We start from the raw sequence: 19,792 nt of genomic DNA on the forward strand, positions 1-19,792 counted from the left end.
GCCTGCAAGAACACAAAGTGAAAATAGGAGTTCTAATCAAGGAGTAGATACTCCTTGGAAGAACTATCTTTTTCACACAGGGTTCCAGGCGTGTTCAATTGCTAAGATACAAAGGACGTTAGCTGCCCATGAAAAATAGGGAATGGCGCTGACTTTCCACGAAAGGCAAGACAGGCATCTTTTTTCAAGAGGCAGATAGTCCGTGTTCAATTTTAAGATACAAAGCCTGCAAGAACAATTTAGACGATTGGTGTATAACCTAAAGCAATACTTCCTTCTCCAAGGTGAGTCCCGATGACACTACCGAAGGTTGCGATTGAAATGTCTGTAGCTACTCCGCCGTCTAACAAAAGCTGACGCAAGTCTGCTGCTTTTTGAGGAGCATTCCCATGAATTACAGTAATCTGATAATTTCCATTACTTGTTACTTCTTTGACAATTTCAACCAAACGTTTTGTTGCTTTCTTCTCTGTACGAACCTTCTCATAAACTTCGATAACACCTTGGTCATTGAAATATAGAATTGGTTTAATGCTAAGAAGATTCCCTAAAATAGCTGCGCCATTTGATAAACGACCACCTTTAACCAGATGATCAAGGTCGTCTACCATGATAAAGGCAGAAGTATTTTCAATCTGTTCCGTTAACTTGTCTAGTATAGACTGGAAATCATCTCCCTGATCAGACCATTGAAACACACTTTCCACCATAAATCCTAGGGGCGCACTTGTAATGCGAGTATCAGGAAAAGCAATGGTTAAATCTTCGAACTCATCCGTCATATACTGGATATTCTGGTGAAATCCTGAGATTCCAGAAGATAGGAAGAGACCCAAAACATGAGTATAGCCTTTTTCTTTTAATGATGATAAAATTTCATCCAACTTTGCAATACTTGGTTGACTTGTTTTAGGTAGTTCAGATGAACGAGCCATTTTTTCATAAAATTCTTGAGCGGTTAGATTTACACCTTCAACATACTCCTGTCCGTCGATATTCACAGGAATATCAAGCATAAATAAATCTTCTTTCCGCAAGGTTTCCGCTTGTAGAAAAGCAGATGAGTCTGTTATGACCGCTAATTTCATTCTTTTAAAACTCCAAATTAATTCCTGGTAAGTCTAGTGCAATTTCCGTCACTTCATAAGTCAAACGGTTTAGCATATCCAAAGAAGGACGAGCAAGCGTCTCAACTTCTTCTTGACTAAAGTCACTTGGTTGATCTACGATACGACCTTCAACATGGTTCACTTGAGAAATAGTACCACTGATAACAAATTTATCAAAGACAATCATAAAGCTTAAAACAACTACGAGAGAAGTCACCTGATTTTCTTGGTCATGTTGAAGTAGTTGGAAGTTCACATCAACCTTTGTTTCAGGAATTCCGTTCTCATTTTCCCATTCAAAATTACGCGCATCAAAGTGATACTGACTAACAAATTCTTGTTCACGTTTTAAATTCATCATATTCTCCATGGTTACAATTTACTTTGACATTGTAACATATTTTCTTATTTTCTGCTAACTTTCCTAAATTCCGATTTCTGCTTTCACAACTTCAGCAATGGTATCCACATAGTAATCTACTTCTTCAGTTGTTGGTGCTTCAGCCATGACTCGCAAGAGTGGCTCAGTTCCACTTGGGCGAACGAGAATACGTCCGTTACCTGCCATCTCTTCTTCCATCTTATCGATAATAGCCTTGATAGCTGGTACTTCCATGGCTTTGTCTTTCATGGTGTTTTCCACACGGATATTAACCAATTTTTGTGGGTAAATCGTCACTTCTGAAGCTAGCTGAGACAAGCTCTTACCTGTTTCTTGCATAATCTTAGTCAATTGAACTGCTGAAAGTTGACCATCACCAGTTGTATTGTAGTCCATCAAGATAACGTGACCTGACTGCTCTCCACCGAGATTGTAACCTGATTTTCTCATTTCTTCAACGACATAGCGGTCTCCAACAGCAGTAACAGCTTTATTAATGCCTTCACGATCCAAGGCTTTATGGAAACCAAGGTTGGACATAACTGTTGTTACAATTGTATTTTGTGCCAATTGACCTTTTTCAGAAAGGTATTTACCGATGATATACATAATCTTATCACCGTCGACAATCTCACCGTTTTCATCTACTGCAATCAAACGATCGCTGTCCCCATCAAAGGCTAAACCAATAGCAGATTGACTTTCTTTGACAAGTTCTTGCAAGGCTTCTGGATGAGTCGAACCAACATTCAAGTTAATGTTCAAACCATCTGGAGTTTCTCCAATGATAGTGATTTGAGCACCCAAATCTGCAAAAATTTGACGAGCACTTGTAGAAGCTGCTCCATTTGCAGTATCCAAGGCTACCTTCATCCCTTCAAGAGCTGTTCCAGTTGAAACCAGGTAGGCTTCATACTTGCGTAATCCTTCTGGGTAATCAACAACAGTACCTAATCCTTCAGCACTTGGACGTGGGAGAGTATCTTCACTGGCGTCAAGCAAGGCTTCGATTTCTGCTTCTTTTTCATCGTCTAGCTTAAAGCCATCTCCACCAAAGAATTTAATCCCGTTATCAAGGGCTGGGTTGTGGCTAGCTGAAATCATGACACCTGCGCTCGCTCCTTCAGTTTTCACCAAATATGCTACTGCTGGCGTAGCAAGTACTCCAAGCTTATAAACGTGAATTCCGACTGAAAGGAGGCCTGCAATCAAAGCTGCTTCTAGCATTTGACCTGAGATACGAGTGTCACGTCCAACAAAAACCTTAGGCGCTTCTGTCGCATGTTGACTGAGGACATATCCTCCAAAGCGACCCAATTTAAAGGCCAATTCTGGCGTTAATTCTACGTTTGCTTCTCCACGGACTCCGTCCGTTCCAAAATATTTACCCATTTTATCATTCCTTTTATAGTATAATGTTTATTTTAAGATTCTGACTTCGTCTCTTCTGCTGTCGTTGAAGAGTTTTCAGTAGATGAAGTATTACTTGTTGTGGTTGTGCTACTTGTTGTTCTTACAGCTTTGGTCGTTACTTTCATAGTAGTTTCAAAAGGTGTAATCACTGTTGGTAAGACAGCTCCATTTTTATCAACAGCTTGCAAAGGAACTGATCCAGAATAGTTCCCTGTAATCTGTTCACTCGTTGGTAAAACTGCAACAATCCGATCAATCTTAGATAGTGTATCCGCATCACTAGTTACTGAAACTTTTTCATCAGAAACAGTCACACGTTCGATTATAATCTTCTCATCAATTTGACTAGAATCAATTTGAGGGATAACAGGTACATTATCTCGAGTAACTTTCTTACCAATCTTGACTGTAATTTTTTGTGGTGTTGCTACAGCTGTCAAACCACTTGGAAGATTTTCAATGGTCAAGGGAACTTCAATCGTTCCTTCTGTAGCCTGGGTCAAATCAGCAGTCACTTTAAATTTACGAGTGCTCTCTTGCATCTCACTAGCCAAGGTGACTCGATTCGAACCCGTCAAAAATACCGTTACTTCTGAGCTGAAACCACTGATAAAATATTGCTCACTATCATACTGAATATCAATCGGTACATTGACTACTGTATTGGTATAGGTTTCAGTTTTAGTTTGTCTTGCGTTGGTATTGTTTTGATAATTGATTGATGTTGCATAGATAAACAGGACACATGCAAAGAGGAGTGAGGAGATGATATAAAGACTATTTCTTTTCATTATTCCAGCCTCCTAATAGACGTTCTTTTAAGCTTAGTTCTTGTTCATCCTTAGGTATCAGAATACGACGTAGTTCTTCCTCGAATTCTTCCAAACTTAGATCATGTTTGAAGACACCGTTATAGGTGATAGATATACCTCCAGTTTCTTCAGATACAACAAAAGTAAGGGCATCTGAAACTTCTGATAAACCTATGGCTGCACGGTGACGAGTTCCGAACTCTTTGGAAATACCTGTGTTTTCAGTCAGTGGTAAATAGGCAGAAGTTACTGCAATCCGATCTCCACTGATAATGACTGCACCGTCATGGAGAGGCGTATTAGGGATAAAGATGTTAATTAATAACTCAGCAGAAATCTTAGCATCCAAAGAAATTCCTGTAACGATGTACTCCTGCAAGGTTCTCACACGTTGAACAGCTACCAAAGCTCCAATCTTTCGCGGGCTCATATACTCAACCGATTTTACAAAAGCTTGTACCATCTGCTCCTCTGAACTCATAGGAGTATTTGAAAAGAAGTCCGTAGCTCGACCTAATCGTTCCAAACCTGTCCGAATTTCTGGAGAAAAGATAACAACCGCTGCGATAACTCCATAGGTAATCAATTGGTTAATCAACCAGGAAATAGTCGTCAAGCCTAAAAAATTAGCCGCAATCTGAGCTAAGATAAAAACTAAAACGCCTCGAACCAGAATCATAATCTTGGTTCCTGCAATTGATTTTGTAAATTGATATAAGATATAAGCGACGATTAGAATATCAATCACATTTATCGCAATACTCCAAGGACTGGAAAACAAACTAGACCAGTATTGAAGATTAGATAATTGCTGAAAATTCATCCTGTGTCCCCTCTCCAAAAAAGCTTCTCTTCATTATACCATTTTTAATGGAAATTTTCTCCCCCCTACCTCATTTTAAATTGGTAGAAAATATGATAGAATAAAATGATAAAAATGAAATAAGGAGAAACCATGTCTGAATTATATGATATCACCATCATAGGGGGTGGCCCAGTTGGTCTTTTCGCAGCCTTTTATGCAAATTTACGTCAAGCTAAAGTACAAATCATTGACTCTCTTCCTCAATTAGGTGGCCAACCTGCCATTCTTTATCCTGAAAAACAAATTCTTGATGTCCCAGGTTTCCCAAATCTCACTGGTGAAGAACTAACTAATCGCCTCTTAGAACAACTAAAAGGTTTTGATACACCAGCACATCTCAATGAAACTGTTCTTGACATTGAAAAAGAGAATGATGTTTTTAAGATAACAACTACTAAAGGTATTCATAGTAGTAAAGCTGTCATTATCGCTATGGGTGGAGGTGCCTTTAAACCGCGTCCACTTGAATTGGATGGTGTTGATAATTATGAAAATATCCACTACCACGTTTCTAACATTCAGCAATATGCTGGCAAGAAAGTAACCATCCTGGGTGGAGGAGACTCTGCTGTGGACTGGGCCTTAGCTTTTGAAAAGATTGCTCCAACTACACTTGTTCACCGTCGAGACAACTTCCGTGCGCTTGAACATAGTGTCCAAGCTCTTCAAGAATCATCTGTTAGCATCAAAACACCATTTGTGCCAAGTCAACTTCTTGGAGATGGAAAAACTCTTGACAAGCTTGAAATCACAAAAGTCAAATCCGATGAGACCGAAACTATTGAACTCGACCACCTCTTTGTCAACTATGGCTTCAAATCATCAGTTGGTAATCTTAAAAACTGGGGACTTGACCTTAACCGTCACAAGATTATCGTCAATAGCAAGCAAGAATCAAGCCAAGCTGGAATTTACGCTATCGGTGACTGCTGCTACTACGATGGTAAGATTGACTTGATTGCAACAGGTCTTGGTGAAGCACCAACTGCTGTCAACAATGCCATTAACTACATCGACCCTCAACAAAAAGTACAACCAAAACATTCAACAAGTTTATAAGAAAAAAACCACGAATCCTTGAATTCGTGGTTTTATAGTTCATCAGCAATTTTATTAATCTTTCTCAGTCGATGATTGACACCACTTTTTGTGAGTGGATTTGTCAAACTGTCTGCCAATTGCTGGATAGAGTAGTCCGGATGTTGAATACGCAAATGTGCTACTTCCTGCAAATCTGCTGGAAGATTATCCAAGCCAATTCTATCTTTGATTTTACTGATATTGTTGATTGTTTTCATACTCGCAGAAACCGTACGAGCGATATTTGCTGTCTCTGCATTATTAGCACGATTGAGATCATTCCGAGTTTCTCGAAGAATCTTGACGCCTTCAAAAGTATCTCTCGCCTCCATGGCTCCCACTAAAATCAGAAAATCCATAATATCTTCAGCTCGCTGAAGATAGGTCACTGCGCCTTTTTTTCGTTCGATAACCTTTGCATCTAGCAAGAACTGCTGCAAGAGCGAAGCAATCCCTTGGGCGTGATCTACATAAACCGAACTAATTTCCAACTGATATTTGCCTGACTCGGGATCTCTAATGCTCCCATTTGCTAAAAATGCCCCACAGAGATAGGCACGACCTGCTTCCTCATCTCCTAAAATCTCTGGATCAATCCCAGTTTCCAAGCCAAAGAAAGAATCGGCCAAACGCAAATCAGCTAAAAGTTCTTGAACACGCTCATCTGTAAATACAGTATAGACGCGATTTTTCCGTAGATTACTTCTCTGGTGGTGACGAATCTCAGACTTGATGCCGTAAAAGTGCAAGAAAGATTCATAGAGATGACGAGCCAACTTAGCATTTTCTGTGATGACGGACAAGGTCAAACCAGAGCTCGATAAACCAATACTACCAGACATCTTGATAATAGCTGACAATTCATGACGACTCAGGTGGTGCTGACTTAAAATTTCTTCTTTTACTGCTACTGTAAAACTCATTTTCTCACCTGTATGATCCGCATAAGCTCATCTACGATTAAATCACCATCGTGAAAGGCTCCCCCATTTTCCAAGCGTAGAAAGTTGGATGAAATGACACGTGGGACTTGCTTACGCAAACCTTCAAAATCATGCTCAACCTGCACCAAATACTCATCAAAACGGTTGGTATCCATATAGTCCCTCGGAACCTTTTCGATGTTAACAAGGACAGTATCGATAAATGGACGGCCCAAATGACGATGTAAGACTTCTACGTGATCACTATCTGAGAAATGCTCCGTTTCTCCACGTTGGGTCATAATATTGCAGACATAGGCAATCTCTGCCTTAGTCTCTAGAAGAGCCTGACCGATTTCTTCGATGACGATATTAGGTAAAATCGAAGTAAAGAGGGAGCCTGGACCCAAGACAATCATATCACTCTGAAGAATGGTATTGACAACTCTGCGACTTGCCTGTGGCTTTTTATCATCTAGAGTATTTGTCACATAGACATGGTCAATCATACCTGGATGATCTGCAATGTGACTTTCCCCAGCTACTTCTGAACCATCTTTAAAAACAGCATGGAGTGTCAAAGGATGATCACTTGATGGGAAAATCTTTCCTGTAGTATGGAAGAATTTACTCAGCAACTGCATGGCATTATAGGTCGAACCCTGCATTTCAGATAATCCAGCTATGATAATGTTTCCTAATGGATGACCAGCAAAAGCACCTGCATCCTCTGAAAAACGGTATTGAAAGACCTTTTCATAGAATTTTGGCATATCTGACATGGCCACAAGGACATTACGTAAATCCCCTGGAGGTGTCAACTGTTGAATATTCTTACGCAATTCACCTGAAGAACCACCATCATCCGCAACGGTTACTATGGCTGCAATTTCGACGTCTTTTTCCCGTAGACTATTTAAAATAACAGGGATTCCGGTTCCTCCACCAATTACCGTAATTTTGGGTTTTCTCATGAACGGTTTACCGTTTCCTTTCTTCGGTCTTTATCACGATGACTTTCATTTACAGGCCAACTTTTAGATAGGTCATTCGCTAAACGCTTGGCAAAAGCAACACTTCGGTGTTGGCCACCAGTACAACCAATCGCAATAGTTAAGACTGATTTGCCTTCTTTTTTATAGCCTGGTAGGATTGGTTCAACCAAGGCTAACAAATGACGGTAAAAATCTTCAGATTCTTCATGGTTCATGACATAGTCATAAACTGCCTGGTCCTCACCTGTCTGATTACGAAGTTCTGGCAAATAGTATGGGTTTGGTAAAAAGCGAACATCAAATACCAAATCGGCATCAATTGGAATGCCGTATTTAAACCCAAATGACATGACCTCGATACGGAAAGACTGCGTTTGTTCTTGGTCCGAAAATTGCTCTGCAATAGTCTTGCGAAGTTCACGAGGAGTTAACTCTGTTGTGTCAACCACATTTTGGCTCATGTTTTTTAATGGAGCCAAGAGTTCACGTTCCAGCTTGATACCGTCCAAGATACGACCATCAGCTGCTAGAGGGTGACTTCTTCTAGTTTCCTTATAACGTGCTACCAATTCCTTATCAGCCGCATCCAAAAAGAGAATCTTGAAGTCAAGATCATCTTGGTTTTCCAATTCATCCAAGACAGCCTGAATCTCTGAGAAGAAAGAGCGACTTCGCATATCCACCACTAGGGCTAACTTGTGGTCGTCATCCTTAGTCTCTACCAACTGCAAAAACTTTGGCAAGAGAGCTGGTGGCATATTATCAATCGTAAAATACCCTAAATCTTCAAAGGATTGAATGGCTACAGTTTTCCCTGCACCACTCATCCCTGTTACAATCACCAGGTGAAGTTGTTTCATTGTCATCATAGTCTCCTTATATCAAAAGAAGTTTGGAAGAACCAAACTTCAACTCGCTTATCCAATCTCTGCGATGACTTCAATTTCGACTTTTACATCGCGAGGAAGACGAGCCACTTCCACAGCTGAACGAGCTGGAAATTCCTTGTTAAAGGCTGTTTGGTATACCTCATTGAAAGGTACAAAGTCGTTCATATCGCTCAAGAAACAAGTCGTTTTAACAACATGGTCAAAATCTGTGCCTGCTTCTGCCAAAATAGCTCCAATGTTTTTCAAAACTTGTTCAGTCTGTTCTTGGATCGTTTCTCCTACGATTTCTCCAGTTTCAGGAGATAAAGGAACTTGACCGCTAGCAAACAAAAGGTTCCCAACGATTTTTCCTTGAACATAAGGTCCGATTGCCTTTGGAGCTTTATCTGTATGAATTGTTTTTGCCATATGTATTCCTCACAATTTTTCTAAAATAGCATCCCAAGCCTGGTCCATTCCTGCTTTTGTAACGGATGAAAAGAGGATGAAATCATCACTTGGATCAAAGTTTAATTTCTTTTTAATAGCTGATTCGTGCTTGTTCCATTTACCACGCGGAATCTTGTCTGCCTTGGTCGCCACAATGATGACAGGAATCTCATAATATTTAAGAAATTCGTACATCTGTACATCATCTGCTGACGGATCATGACGAAGGTCAACGAGACTAACCACTGCTCGAAGATTTTCACGAGTCGTTAGGTACTCCTCAATCATGCGCCCCCACTTTTCACGTTCCTTTTTGGAAACGCGAGCATAACCGTAACCAGGCACGTCCACAAAGCGCATCTTATCATCAATATTAAAGAAATTAAGCAGTTGTGTTTTTCCTGGTTTTCCAGAGGTGCGAGCTAGATTTTTTCGATTGAGCATGGTATTGATAAAACTAGATTTACCAACATTTGAGCGACCTGCAAGAGCTATCTCTGGAAGTTCATCCTGCGGATAGTGGGACTTGTTAGCTGCACTCAGCAAAATCTCGGCATTGTGTGTATTGATTTCCATAGTCACCTCTAGGCTGTCTCTAGGATTGGCTTAGCTGTTCCATCAACTGCTTCTTTTGTGATACGGACAGTTTTCACATTTTCTTGACTTGGAACTTCAAACATAACATCTAGCATGGTTTCTTCGATGATTGAGCGAAGACCACGGGCACCAGTTTTACGTTCGATGGCTTTGTTGGCAATTTCCTGAAGTGCTTCATCGTCAAATTCAAGCTCAACATCGTCATATGAAAGCAAGGTCTGGTATTGTTTAACCAAGGCATTTCTTGGCTCTTTCAAGATACGGACCAAATCATCTACGGTCAACTGCTCCAGAGCTGCAAAAACGGGCAAGCGTCCAATCAACTCAGGAATAATTCCGAATTTTTGAATATCTTCTGCGATGATTTCTTGCATATAAGAGCTGTTTTCGTCAATGGCCTTGTTGTTTTGTCCGAAACCAATGACTTTTTCACCCAAACGCTGTTTGACAATTTCTTCGATTCCATCGAAGGCACCACCTACAATGAAGAGGATGTTCTTAGTGTCCACTTGAATCATTTCTTGTTGTGGATGTTTACGTCCACCCTGAGGAGGTACGCTAGCTACAGTTCCTTCGATAATCTTGAGAAGGGCTTGTTGCACACCTTCACCAGAAACATCACGTGTGATAGAAACATTCTCACTCTTCTTAGCAATCTTGTCAATCTCATCGACATAGATAATCCCACGTTCTGCGCGTTCAATGTTAAAATCAGCTGCCTGCAAAAGTTTGAGGAGGATATTTTCAACGTCCTCACCCACATAGCCAGCTTCAGTAAGAGCTGTTGCATCCGCTATAGCAAATGGTACATTCAAACTTCTAGCAAGAGTTTGAGCAAGGAAAGTCTTCCCTGATCCAGTTGGGCCAATCATTAGAATGTTTGACTTTTGCAAATCAACATCTTCAGTCTCTTCACGAGTGTCATGGAAATTGATGCGTTTGTAGTGGTTATATACAGCCACTGCCAAAGCACGTTTAGCACGATCTTGGCCAATCACATAGTGGTTCAAAATGTTTAGGAGTTCGATTGGTTTTGGTACCTCAGACAAGTCCGCCAAAACTTCCTCAGCCAACTCCTCACGAATAATTTCCTGGGCCAACTCCACACATTCATTACAGATAAAGGCATTGTTCCCAGCAATTATTTTTTTAACTTCTTCTTGGCTTTTGCCACAAAATGAGCAATAAACCATCATATCATTTTTCCTATTTGTAGACATGATTCCCTTCCGTTCTAACTATTCATTCTATCTAAAATAAGGTCATATAAAAAGCATGAATGCTATTTACCAAGTTTGTAAAAGCATTAAGCCAAAGTAGAGTAGCAAGTCCAAAGCGCTTTTTACGAAAAGCGTGTGTTCCAGCTACAAGACAGACAGCACACAAAAGAGCTGTAAAAAATCCAAAAATACTGCGCTCCATTAGACTTCCTTTCTCTTTCTATATTCGATGGTAAAATCATAGACATTTTTCTCATCTTTGGAATAAGATTTGCTTGCAGCAGTCTCAAAAGCAGTCAAGTCAAAATCTTCTGGGAAATAGGTATCCCCTTCAACTTGAGCATGAATTTGTGTCACAATAATCTCATCGAGATAAGGTTCAAACAGCTGAAAAATCTGCTTGCCACCAAGGATATAGAGATTCTTAGCCTGATGATGATACCAGTCTAAAACATCCTCAACATTTTGAAAGACCAGAGCACCATCGATTACTTCTTCAGGATTGCGCGTCAAAATCAAGGTTTCACGTCCTGGAAGCAATCGTCGACCCATCCCATCAAAGGTGACACGACCCATTAAAATGGCATGATTCAAGGTTGTTTCTTTAAAATGTTTTAACTCTGCTGGCAAATGCCAAGGTAAACGATCCTCTTTCCCGATCACACCCTTTTCATCTTGAGCCCAAATGGCTACGATTTTCTTTGTCATGCTTTCATCCTTTTCATTGATAGTTCTATTTTATCAAAAATCTTCAAAAAAGACTGTTTTGGAATGCCCTCCTGAATAGAAAAAATCCGTAGAAAACTTCTACGGATTTTTAGAAAAATACAATATCTTACAAACCAGGTGCTTGTCCTAATTCTGCTGCAAGCATCCAGACTGTTTTTTCAAGATCTGCCTTAGCACCAACGAAGATATCATTGGTTACATCATCACCTTCTTCATCTGTTACATCCAATGCTTTTTGGAAAAGAGTGATAAGGTAACGATAAATTTCAAGGACACGTTCCAAACTTTCTTCTACGTTACGGAACTCTCCAGCTCCTTCTTCGATTTCACTGTGTTGAAGGAATTCTGTCAAAGTAGAGTAAGGTTTGCCACCAAGAGTGATCAAGCGTTCGCTGATTTCATCAAGGTAACCATCAAGGCTATCCATGTATTCATCCATCTTAGGATGCCATACCATAAAACCACGTCCACGCATGTACCAGTGAACTTGATGAAGAGCGATATGCGCTACGTACAAGTCAGCCACGGCTTGATTCAAGACTTCCTTTGTTTTTACTAGCGCTTCAGGAGCTGTCTTAGATAATGTTGTTACGTCTTTTACTGCTTCTTTTTTCAATTCTACCATCTTTCTCACCTCATTATTATTTTTTGTAACCATCTTTATTGATTACTACATCAGTATACTACTCCTAGTAGACAAAAGCAAGGAAATTAACTCATATTAAAAAAGTTCTAATTGACTGATAATTTAAGAAAATGAATGGCTATGTATTCTAGCTATTTTCTCTGTTTTTATTCGAAAATTGACTTTGATAAAGGTCATAATAGAAACCTTTTGCAGCTAGGAGACTTTCATGATTTCCTTGTTCGATAATCTGCCCATCTTTCAGCACCAAAATTTTGTCAGCTTCCTGAATTGTCGAAAGTCGATGGGCAATGACAAAGCTTGTTCTCCCCTTCATCAAACGTTTCATAGCCTTTTGAATCAAGAGTTCTAGACGAGTGTCAACTGAAGAAGTCGCTTCGTCCAAAATTAAGATTGTAGGATCCGCCAAGAGAGCACGCGCGATAGTTAACAACTGTTTTTGCCCAAGAGAAATATTACTTGACTCTTGGTTCATTTCCATGTTATAGCCACCAGGAAGGGTGCGGATAAAGTGGTCAACATTGGCCGCCTTAGCAGCTTCAACGATTTCTTCATCTGTTGCATTCAGATTTCCAAAGCGAAGATTTTCCTTGATACTTCCTTCATAGAGCCAGGCATCCTGTAGGACCATCCCAAACTGTCGACGATAGTCCTGACGAGACAGATCACGAATATCTTGGCCATCCACTAAAATGGCACCAGCTGTCACATCGTAAAAACGCATGAGAAGGTTAATCAAGGTTGTTTTCCCTGCTCCAGTAGGTCCAACGATAGCTACCATCTCTCCAGGTTCAACATCTAAGTTGAAATTACGAATCAATGGTTTGTTTTCCACATATTGGAAATCGACATTTTTGAAACTAACTTGGCCTGTCAATGGTGCTAGTTCTTTCACTTCAGCAGTTTGGACTTCTTCCTGTTCATCTAGAACTTCGAAGACACGATCAAGCGAAGATTTAGCACTTTGCATTTGTCCAGCTAACTGAGTAATATTTTGGATCGGCTGGCTGACCTGCCACACATATTGAACGAAGGCCTGCATGTTACCAATCGTCAAGCGCCCTGCAATAACCTGCAAACCACCTAAGACAGCAACAATCAGGTAGGTTAAATCAGATACGATGTGAAGGGCAGGCATCATCAATCCTGAAATAAAGCTCGCCTTAAATCCGACTTGTTGCAATTCATCCGTAATCTTTTCAAATCTCTCTTGAGAGTTTTCTTCACGTCCGAAAAGTTTTAAAACATTGAAACCTGTCAAGTTTTCCTGTACAAATCCATTCATACGTCCCAATATAGCCGCCTGCTGCTTAAAGTATGGCTGCGAACGATTTAGAATCGTTTTAGCTCCAAAATAAGTCACTGGGATCGACAAGATAACAATGATAGCCAACTGAAGATTGAGATAGAGGACCATACCCATAACAAAAATAATGGTAAAGACTGCATTAACAATCTGTAAGAAGGATTGTTGGAGTGCATTAGATACGGTCTCTACATCACTAGTAAAACGTCCCAGCAAATCTCCAAATTGGTGCTTGTCAAAGTAGGACACAGGGATGCGGTTGATTTTTTCGCTCATTTCATTTCGCAAATCCTGTATCATAGACTGGACAGCATTGGTCATGAAATAGTTTGAGTAGTAAGAACCCAACTCATAAAAAAGACCACGCAAGAGATAGATCACCAGAATCACTGCGATATAGCTTGTATTAATCCCTGCTCCTGCAACACCATTTGCCATGGCAAGGAGGTTGCTGGTTAACTCAGTGATAGCAAGCCCCAATACAAAAGGCTCGATAACACTCATAATGACGCTGACTATTTTCAAGAAGACTGCAAAGAAAACAGAGAAACGGTAGGCTTTTAAATAGCTCCATAGACGAGCTAGACTAGATTGTTGTTTCATCCTTTACCTCCTATTCTTCTGTCAGAGATGCATTTTTCAACTGCGACTCAGCAATTTCTCGATAGATGTCATTGGTTTCCATCAATTCTTCATGACGTCCACGACCAACGATTTCGCCCTTATCAAGGACGATAATCTGGTCCGCATCCATAATGGTTCCAACACGTTGCGCAACAATCAATACCGTAGCATCTTGCGTCACTTCCTTGAGACGACGACGCAAGATAGCATCTGTACGGTAGTCCAAGGCTGAGAAGGAATCATCAAAGATATAGATATCTGGACCCTTGATGACTGCGCGGGCAATCGACAAGCGTTGTTTCTGACCACCTGATAGGTTGCTTCCCCCTTCAGCCAGATGAGTTGCAAAACCTTCTTCTCGACTTTCGATAAAGTCTTTGGCTTGGGCTACATCAGCTGCTTGGTCCAAGTCCTCATGACTGGCGTCCTCTTTTCCGTAACGGAGATTATCTGCGATAGTCCCTGTAAAGAGCAAGGCTTTTTGTGGAATAAATCCAATTTTCTGGCGGAGTGATTTGAGACGGTAATCCCGGACATCAACACCATCGACCTTAATTTTCCCCAGTGTAACATCATAAAAACGAGGAATTAACTGAACCAGAGTAGACTTACCTGACCCAGTCGAACCGATAAAAGCAATGGTTTCTCCCGGTTTAGCAGTAAAGGAAATGTTATGCAACACAGGGCTTTCTGTTTCCCCAGGATAGGCAAAGGTTACATTATCAAATTCTAAGTAACCATGTGTTTCTGTTTCTTGAATTCCGTCCTCATTTGGATCAATGGAAATAGGCATATCCATGATTTCCTTCAAACGTTCACTAGATACAGCCGTTCTAGGGTACATGGTAAAGAGGTTTGACAGGAAGAGGAAGGACAAGAGAGCGTGGAAACTATACTCGATAAAGGCCACCAAATCCCCAATCTGCAAACTTCCATGCTTCAGTGGATCAAGGGCAAACCAAACGATAGCCACAATCATAGCAATAATGATTTGAACAAAGAGCGGCTCTGTTAAACCAGTTAATTTGAACAAGCGATTGGAATTATCCGCATAGATTGCATTTTTCTCTTCGAAACGTTTTTCTTGGAAATCTTCACGAGCAAAGGCACGAATCACTCGTAGTCCCATCAAATTTTCACGGACATACTGGTTAATCTTATCCAGTGTTTTTTGTTGCTTTTCAGATAAGGGACGCGTTTTGACCGCCACATAAATGACTACTACAGCTAGAAAAGGAACGGAAAAAGCGACAATCCAGGCTAGTGAAGGACTCGTCAAGAAAATCATGAGAATACTCGACAACATCATCATGGGAGTGATAACACCCAACTTAAGCGTTTGTTCTGCAAACTGCATGAGGACAAAGGCATCACTGGTAATACGAGTAACTAGTGAAGACACACCAATTTGTTCATATTCGTGATGAGAATACTCTTGCAGCTTAGCATAGACATCATCCCGCATGTCCTTAACCATATTCGTGGTCAGTTTACTAGCAGCATAAGCCAGAACAACCCGTCCAAATGTTCCCAAGACGATAATAACCAACATGATGATGGCCCAAAAATAGAGTTTATCCTGGTCACCTTGGTTGATTCCCTGATCAATCATGCGAGCCAGAACAGTCGGTAGACCAAGATTGACAATGACAAAGAAAATCGCCCCGAGAAAGTCTAACACTAACCACTTGGGATAGCGTTTGAGATAAGACCAAATATAAAGCATAATTCTCCTTTCTTTTTCTTCTAAAATGCAGAAAAGAGCGTGCTTTCGCACGCCATTTTACTAAAAAGAAGACAGGCAGTCCAAACCTCTAGAGGGGGAACTGTCTGTCTCAGATATTTGAGGCTTATTTTACAAAGTCAAGCAATGCCAAGAAGCTTTCTGGGTCAAGTGATGCACCACCAACAAGAGCTCCGTCAACGTCTGGACAAGCCATGTATTCAGCAACGTTTTCAGGTTTAACTGAACCACCGTATTGAACACGTACTTTATCAGCAACTTCTTGACCGAAGTCAGCAGCTACAACGTCACGAACAACTTTACACATTTTTTGTGCGTCGTCTTGTGAAGCTGATTTACCAGTACCGATAGCCCAGATTGGCTCATAAGCGATAACTGTTGAAGCGACTTGTTCTGCAGTCAATCCAGCAAGAGCAGCAGAAACTTGAGCACCTACGAATTCTGCTGCTTTACCAGCTTCGTAAGTTTCAAGGCTTTCACCACAACAGATGATTGGAAGCATACCGTTAGCAAAGATTGCTTTTGCTTTTTTGTTAATGTCTTCGTCTGTTTCGTGGAAGTAGTCACGACGTTCTGAGTGACCGATAACAACGTAGTCAGTACCGATTTCTTTCAAAACTTGTGGGCTAGTTTCACCAGTGAAAGCACCAGCATTTTCAAAGTAGCAGTTTTGAGCAGCAACTTTAAGGTTTGAACCTTTAGCAGCAGCAAGAACAGTTGTCAAATCGAGAGCTGGAGCTGCGATACCTGCTTCAACAAGGTCTGCTGAAGGAAGTTTTGATGCTACAGCTTCAACGAATGCTTTTGCTTCTTCTGGGTTTTTGTTCATTTTCCAGTTACCAGCGATAAATGGTTTACGTGACATTTCACATACCTCTTTTTTCATTTTATTTTCTACTTATTTTATCATAAATAGAGGGAGCTTGCAAATCTTACTCTGTAACTAGAAGTCTTCTTTTCAAAAACTTTCCAGTTGCCATTTCTATTTAAAAGCTGGCTTGCGCCTCGTTAATTTGACCACTGCTTCTGTTCTAGCCGTGTGGGGAAACATATCGACAGACTGGATATAATGCAGGTCATAGACCTCCATCAATCTAACTAAATCACGCGCCAAGGTAGATACATTGCAGGATACATAAACCATCTTTTCAGGAGCGTATTTGACGATGGTATCTAAGAGCTTATCATCTAAACCAGTACGCGGCGGGTCTACTATCAAAGCATCGGCACGATAGCCTTCCTTGTACCAACGAGGGATAATTTCTTCGGCAGTTCCTGCTTCATAGTGAGTATTGGTATAACCCATTCGCTGGGCATTTTCTTTGGCATCCTCAATGGCTTCCGGAATAATATCCATCCCTCTCAAACTTTTGACTTTTTTAGCAAAGGCAAAACCTATGGTCCCAACACCACAATAGGCATCGATCAGATGGTCGTCCTCAGTCACGTCCAATGCTTTAACAGCTTCACTGTAGAGAATCTCCGTCTGTTCAGGATTGAGCTGATAGAAAGCTCGCGGTGAAAGAGAAAATTCATAATCTAGGACTCCCTCGCCTATACTATCCCGCCCCCAAATAATCTCTGTCTTATCCCCATAAATCTCACTAGTTTTAGCAGTATTGGTATTGACTGCGACGGTCACAACTTCAGGATAATCCTTGACTAGGTCTTTCACAAATTGAGTCAGATTTAATTGACGATTGGTCACAATGATAATCTGAACTTGCCCAGTTTTCCGTGCTCGACGAACCATGATGGTCCGAACCCCAAGGATTTTCCGTTCATCTGTAATCGGAATTTGATGATAGGTCAAGAGTTCAGCAATGCGATTGGCAATAGCTTGTGTCTCCTTATCTTGAACTAGGCAGTCCTTTAACTCGACTAGATAGTGGGAATTCTGAGCATATAATCCTGCCTTGACTTGACCTTTAAACTTTCGTGTTTGAAATTGCAGTTTAGCCCTATAATACTTTGGTTTCTGCATGCCAATGGTTGGTCTGATTTCATAATTTTCGTATCCTGCAGGTGCAAATTTCTTCAGAGCTTGATGGAGAAGATCTGTCTTGAACTCCAGCTGCTTATCATAATGTAGATGCATGATCTGACAACCACCACACTCATTATAAATAGTACAGTCTGGAACCACTCGAAACTTAGATTTTTTATTGACCTCAAGCAGTTTTGCCTCAACGTAGTTACGCTTAACAGAAGTCACCTGACAATAGATATCTTCGCCCTTGAGGGCACCTGGAACAAAAACGAGTGTTTTCTGGTAAAATCCGATACCTTCCCCGTTAATCCCCATGCGCTTGATTTTTAATGGAATTTTTTGTTTGACTTTAAGACTCATAAGTCTATTATACCACGTAGTTTCTCAATGTTTAAGAATATGTTACAATAAAACCATGAATACAGAGACATCCCATTTTTCCCCATTGGATTTTCCTGAGCAATTACGAACTTATATAGAGAGGGCAACACTTTCTGACAGCTCTTCTCATTCAGGCGCAACAGTTCTCTATCTTGACTCAGGTTACTATTTAAAAATAGACCAAAAAGGAAGTTTAGAGCGAGAAGCTAGCATTGCAAGTTGGTTTGAACAAGAAGGAATAGGAACTCCAGTCATCCACTATCTATCTACAGATAAAGACTACCTCCTGACTAAAGAGGCTATTGGCCATGATGCTCTCGCTTTTTTAGATCAACCAGAAAAAATTTGCCGTACCATGGCAGAGGCTCTTAAAAAGCTTCACAGCTTAAATCCGAAAAATTTTCCATCAGATAATCATTTACAAGCCTATAAAGAAAGAGCCTTGAAAAACTATGAAAAAGGTGAGTTCTATGACAAGGTGCTCCTACCCCAATTCCAAATCAACAGTCGCGAAGAGGCCTTCCAACTCATCCAAGAACAAGGGCACCTTTTAAGACAGATGCCTTTATTCACGGGGATGCCTGTCTACCAAACTTTATTCTAAAAGATGCTGACCAATTCTCTTGTTTTATTGACCTTGGTTTGGCTGATTTTAGTGACCGACATATCGATCTCTTTTGGGCAGTTTGGTCCCTCAACTATAACCTACATGACCCTAAATACGCTGAACTATTTCTTGACTATTACGGGCGAGAACAGGTCGATATACATAAACTTCGACTCGTTGCTGCCTTTGAAGCGTTTGGATAAAAGGAAAACCATGAAAATCACAAAACTTGAAAAGAAAAAAAGACTCTATCTGCTAGAGCTTGACAGCGACCAAACCTGCTATATTACTGAGGATACCATTGTTCGCTTTATGCTGACCAAGGATAAGGAAATTAGTCCAGAGGAGTTTGCAAAAATTCAATCCTTTGCACAATTTTCTTACGGAAAAAACTTGGCACTCTACCACTTATCCTTCAAGGCTCGTACTGAAAAAGAAGTCCGAGATTATCTAAGTAAACATGAAATCGATGAGAACATCATCCCCAAAGTCATCCAATCTCTAAAAGATGACAACTGGATAAATGACCGACAATATGCCTATACTATTATCAACTCTAATCAGCTATCAGGAGATAAGGGAAGCTATATGCTGATGCAGAAGATTTCTCAAAAAGGTGTTGCCAAATCCATTATCCAAGAAGTCTTACAAGAATTTGATATGACGGAAGTGGCAGAGCGTACAGCAGAAAAACTACTGAAAAAATATCAGAGTAAACTACCTGCCCGCGCTCTACAAGATAAGATTATCCAAAGCCTAACCAATAAAGGATTTTCTTACTCAGAAGCCAAAACAGCCTTTGACCAACTGGATAGTCAGGTAGAAGAGGAAACTGTTCAGGAGCTTATTTTTAAAGAGTTGGATAAACAATATCGAAAATATTCACGAAAGTATGAAGGATACGAACTGAAGCAACGTTTGACACAAGTTTTGGCAAGAAAAGGTTATGATTTTTCAGATATAGCCAGTGCTCTTAGAGAATATCTTTAATTTTTTCATGAAAAACTAAGAACTTTAAACAAAAATGTGATACAATAGTAAACGATAAAC

The 19,792-nt window shown here is 40.4% G+C and carries 19 protein-coding genes and 1 pseudogene; 3 read left to right on the top strand and 17 right to left on the bottom strand.

All coding sequences use genetic code 11. The features are described from left to right. Positions 1-239: 239 nt before the first annotated feature. The 5 genes from QM859_RS04735 to cdaA form a co-directional block, all read right to left on the bottom strand. Positions 240-1,088, bottom strand: a complete 849-nt coding sequence (locus QM859_RS04735) for a DegV family protein (RefSeq protein ID WP_414262298.1) — start codon at positions 1,086-1,088, stop codon at positions 240-242. A gap of 4 nt (positions 1,089-1,092) precedes the next feature. Continuing rightward, on the bottom strand, positions 1,093-1,467 hold the full coding sequence (locus QM859_RS04740) for a DUF1149 family protein (RefSeq protein ID WP_004252208.1): 375 nt from the start codon (positions 1,465-1,467) through the stop codon (positions 1,093-1,095). Between the two features lie 66 nt (positions 1,468-1,533). Further along, positions 1,534-2,883, bottom strand: a complete 1,350-nt coding sequence (glmM, locus tag QM859_RS04745) for a phosphoglucosamine mutase (protein ID WP_414262299.1) — start codon at positions 2,881-2,883, stop codon at positions 1,534-1,536. Between the two features lie 32 nt (positions 2,884-2,915). Further along, the gene (locus tag QM859_RS04750) at positions 2,916-3,695 is read right to left on the bottom strand and encodes a CdaR family protein (RefSeq protein WP_414262300.1); all 780 of its coding nucleotides are present in this window, start codon (positions 3,693-3,695) and stop codon (positions 2,916-2,918) included. Continuing rightward, positions 3,682-4,539: a diadenylate cyclase CdaA gene (gene cdaA, locus QM859_RS04755; protein WP_070677122.1), complete on the bottom strand. Its 858-nt coding sequence runs from the start codon at positions 4,537-4,539 to the stop codon at positions 3,682-3,684. The genes QM859_RS04750 and cdaA overlap by 14 nt, the downstream gene beginning before the upstream one ends. A gap of 132 nt (positions 4,540-4,671) precedes the next feature. On the opposite strand from cdaA, the gene QM859_RS04760 reads away from it, so the two are divergent. Beyond that, positions 4,672-5,640, top strand: a complete 969-nt coding sequence (locus QM859_RS04760) for an NAD(P)/FAD-dependent oxidoreductase (RefSeq protein WP_414262301.1) — start codon at positions 4,672-4,674, stop codon at positions 5,638-5,640. Positions 5,641-5,672: 32 nt separating this feature from the next. On the opposite strand, the gene whiA is transcribed toward QM859_RS04760, so the two are convergent. The 12 genes from whiA to rlmD form a co-directional block, all read right to left on the bottom strand. Further along, positions 5,673-6,584 carry a DNA-binding protein WhiA gene (whiA, locus tag QM859_RS04765; RefSeq protein ID WP_414262302.1) on the bottom strand — a complete coding sequence of 304 codons (912 nt, stop codon included), beginning with the start codon at positions 6,582-6,584 and terminating at the stop codon, positions 5,673-5,675. Then, the gene (locus QM859_RS04770; protein ID WP_414262303.1) at positions 6,581-7,558 is read right to left on the bottom strand and encodes a YvcK family protein; all 978 of its coding nucleotides are present in this window, start codon (positions 7,556-7,558) and stop codon (positions 6,581-6,583) included. The genes whiA and QM859_RS04770 overlap by 4 nt, the downstream gene beginning before the upstream one ends. Then, entirely contained in the window at positions 7,555-8,445 is an 891-nt protein-coding gene (gene rapZ, locus QM859_RS04775; protein WP_070677118.1) for an RNase adapter RapZ, read from the bottom strand. The genes QM859_RS04770 and rapZ overlap by 4 nt, the downstream gene beginning before the upstream one ends. A gap of 51 nt (positions 8,446-8,496) precedes the next feature. Beyond that, positions 8,497-8,877, bottom strand: a complete 381-nt coding sequence (locus QM859_RS04780; RefSeq protein ID WP_001140424.1) for a RidA family protein — start codon at positions 8,875-8,877, stop codon at positions 8,497-8,499. A gap of 9 nt (positions 8,878-8,886) precedes the next feature. After that, positions 8,887-9,474 carry a ribosome biogenesis GTP-binding protein YihA/YsxC gene (gene yihA, locus QM859_RS04785; RefSeq protein ID WP_049494688.1) on the bottom strand — a complete coding sequence of 196 codons (588 nt, stop codon included), beginning with the start codon at positions 9,472-9,474 and terminating at the stop codon, positions 8,887-8,889. Positions 9,475-9,482: 8 nt separating this feature from the next. After that, positions 9,483-10,715, bottom strand: a complete 1,233-nt coding sequence (gene clpX, locus QM859_RS04790) for an ATP-dependent Clp protease ATP-binding subunit ClpX (RefSeq protein WP_247912698.1) — start codon at positions 10,713-10,715, stop codon at positions 9,483-9,485. A gap of 201 nt (positions 10,716-10,916) precedes the next feature. Further along, positions 10,917-11,423: a dihydrofolate reductase gene (locus QM859_RS04795; protein WP_414262304.1), complete on the bottom strand. Its 507-nt coding sequence runs from the start codon at positions 11,421-11,423 to the stop codon at positions 10,917-10,919. A gap of 127 nt (positions 11,424-11,550) precedes the next feature. Then, complete coding sequence (locus tag QM859_RS04800; protein WP_414262305.1) at positions 11,551-12,069, bottom strand: Dps family protein; 519 nt, start codon at positions 12,067-12,069, stop codon at positions 11,551-11,553. 148 nt (positions 12,070-12,217) lie between these two features. Continuing rightward, on the bottom strand, positions 12,218-13,999 hold the full coding sequence (locus QM859_RS04805) for an ABC transporter ATP-binding protein (protein WP_414262306.1): 1,782 nt from the start codon (positions 13,997-13,999) through the stop codon (positions 12,218-12,220). Positions 14,000-14,009: 10 nt separating this feature from the next. Further along, positions 14,010-15,746, bottom strand: a complete 1,737-nt coding sequence (locus QM859_RS04810) for an ABC transporter ATP-binding protein (RefSeq protein WP_414262307.1) — start codon at positions 15,744-15,746, stop codon at positions 14,010-14,012. A 124-nt stretch (positions 15,747-15,870) separates the two neighbouring features. Next, positions 15,871-16,629, bottom strand: a complete 759-nt coding sequence (gene tpiA, locus QM859_RS04815) for a triose-phosphate isomerase (protein WP_000087887.1) — start codon at positions 16,627-16,629, stop codon at positions 15,871-15,873. A 117-nt stretch (positions 16,630-16,746) separates the two neighbouring features. Beyond that, positions 16,747-18,114: a 23S rRNA (uracil(1939)-C(5))-methyltransferase RlmD gene (gene rlmD / locus QM859_RS04820; RefSeq protein WP_414262308.1), complete on the bottom strand. Its 1,368-nt coding sequence runs from the start codon at positions 18,112-18,114 to the stop codon at positions 16,747-16,749. Positions 18,115-18,169: 55 nt separating this feature from the next. Between rlmD and QM859_RS04825 the strand changes: the two are divergent. Both QM859_RS04825 and recX read left to right on the top strand, forming a co-directional pair. Continuing rightward, a pseudogene (locus tag QM859_RS04825) lies at positions 18,170-18,945 on the top strand (aminoglycoside 3'-phosphotransferase). 10 nt (positions 18,946-18,955) lie between these two features. Next, positions 18,956-19,732: a recombination regulator RecX gene (gene recX, locus QM859_RS04830; protein ID WP_414262309.1), complete on the top strand. Its 777-nt coding sequence runs from the start codon at positions 18,956-18,958 to the stop codon at positions 19,730-19,732. Positions 19,733-19,792 lie beyond the last annotated feature (60 nt).

This window comes from Streptococcus infantis, from assembly GCF_047463175.1.
Classification (GTDB): Bacteria; Bacillota; Bacilli; order Lactobacillales; family Streptococcaceae; genus Streptococcus; species Streptococcus infantis_AC.

Bases quoted from the DNA above. Each gene is read 5' to 3' on its own strand.
- QM859_RS04795 (WP_414262304.1), bottom strand. From the start codon at position 11,423: ATGACAAAGAAAATCGTAGCCATTTGGGCTCAAGATGAAAAGGGTGTG.
- clpX (WP_247912698.1), bottom strand. From the start codon at position 10,715: ATGTCTACAAATAGGAAAAATGATATGATGGTTTATTGCTCATTTTGT.
- QM859_RS04760 (WP_414262301.1), top strand. From the start codon at position 4,672: ATGTCTGAATTATATGATATCACCATCATAGGGGGTGGCCCAGTTGGT.
- QM859_RS04735 (WP_414262298.1), bottom strand. From the start codon at position 1,088: ATGAAATTAGCGGTCATAACAGACTCATCTGCTTTTCTACAAGCGGAA.
- QM859_RS04740 (WP_004252208.1), bottom strand. From the start codon at position 1,467: ATGAATTTAAAACGTGAACAAGAATTTGTTAGTCAGTATCACTTTGAT.
- QM859_RS04800 (WP_414262305.1), bottom strand. From the start codon at position 12,069: ATGGTAGAATTGAAAAAAGAAGCAGTAAAAGACGTAACAACATTATCT.
- rapZ (WP_070677118.1), bottom strand. From the start codon at position 8,445: ATGACAATGAAACAACTTCACCTGGTGATTGTAACAGGGATGAGTGGT.
- recX (WP_414262309.1), top strand. From the start codon at position 18,956: ATGAAAATCACAAAACTTGAAAAGAAAAAAAGACTCTATCTGCTAGAG.
- whiA (WP_414262302.1), bottom strand. From the start codon at position 6,584: ATGAGTTTTACAGTAGCAGTAAAAGAAGAAATTTTAAGTCAGCACCAC.
- rlmD (WP_414262308.1), bottom strand. From the start codon at position 18,114: ATGAGTCTTAAAGTCAAACAAAAAATTCCATTAAAAATCAAGCGCATG.
- tpiA (WP_000087887.1), bottom strand. From the start codon at position 16,629: ATGTCACGTAAACCATTTATCGCTGGTAACTGGAAAATGAACAAAAAC.
- glmM (WP_414262299.1), bottom strand. From the start codon at position 2,883: ATGGGTAAATATTTTGGAACGGACGGAGTCCGTGGAGAAGCAAACGTA.
- QM859_RS04805 (WP_414262306.1), bottom strand. From the start codon at position 13,999: ATGAAACAACAATCTAGTCTAGCTCGTCTATGGAGCTATTTAAAAGCC.
- QM859_RS04780 (WP_001140424.1), bottom strand. From the start codon at position 8,877: ATGGCAAAAACAATTCATACAGATAAAGCTCCAAAGGCAATCGGACCT.
- QM859_RS04810 (WP_414262307.1), bottom strand. From the start codon at position 15,746: ATGCTTTATATTTGGTCTTATCTCAAACGCTATCCCAAGTGGTTAGTG.
- yihA (WP_049494688.1), bottom strand. From the start codon at position 9,474: ATGGAAATCAATACACACAATGCCGAGATTTTGCTGAGTGCAGCTAAC.
- QM859_RS04750 (WP_414262300.1), bottom strand. From the start codon at position 3,695: ATGAAAAGAAATAGTCTTTATATCATCTCCTCACTCCTCTTTGCATGT.
- cdaA (WP_070677122.1), bottom strand. From the start codon at position 4,539: ATGAATTTTCAGCAATTATCTAATCTTCAATACTGGTCTAGTTTGTTT.
- QM859_RS04770 (WP_414262303.1), bottom strand. From the start codon at position 7,558: ATGAGAAAACCCAAAATTACGGTAATTGGTGGAGGAACCGGAATCCCT.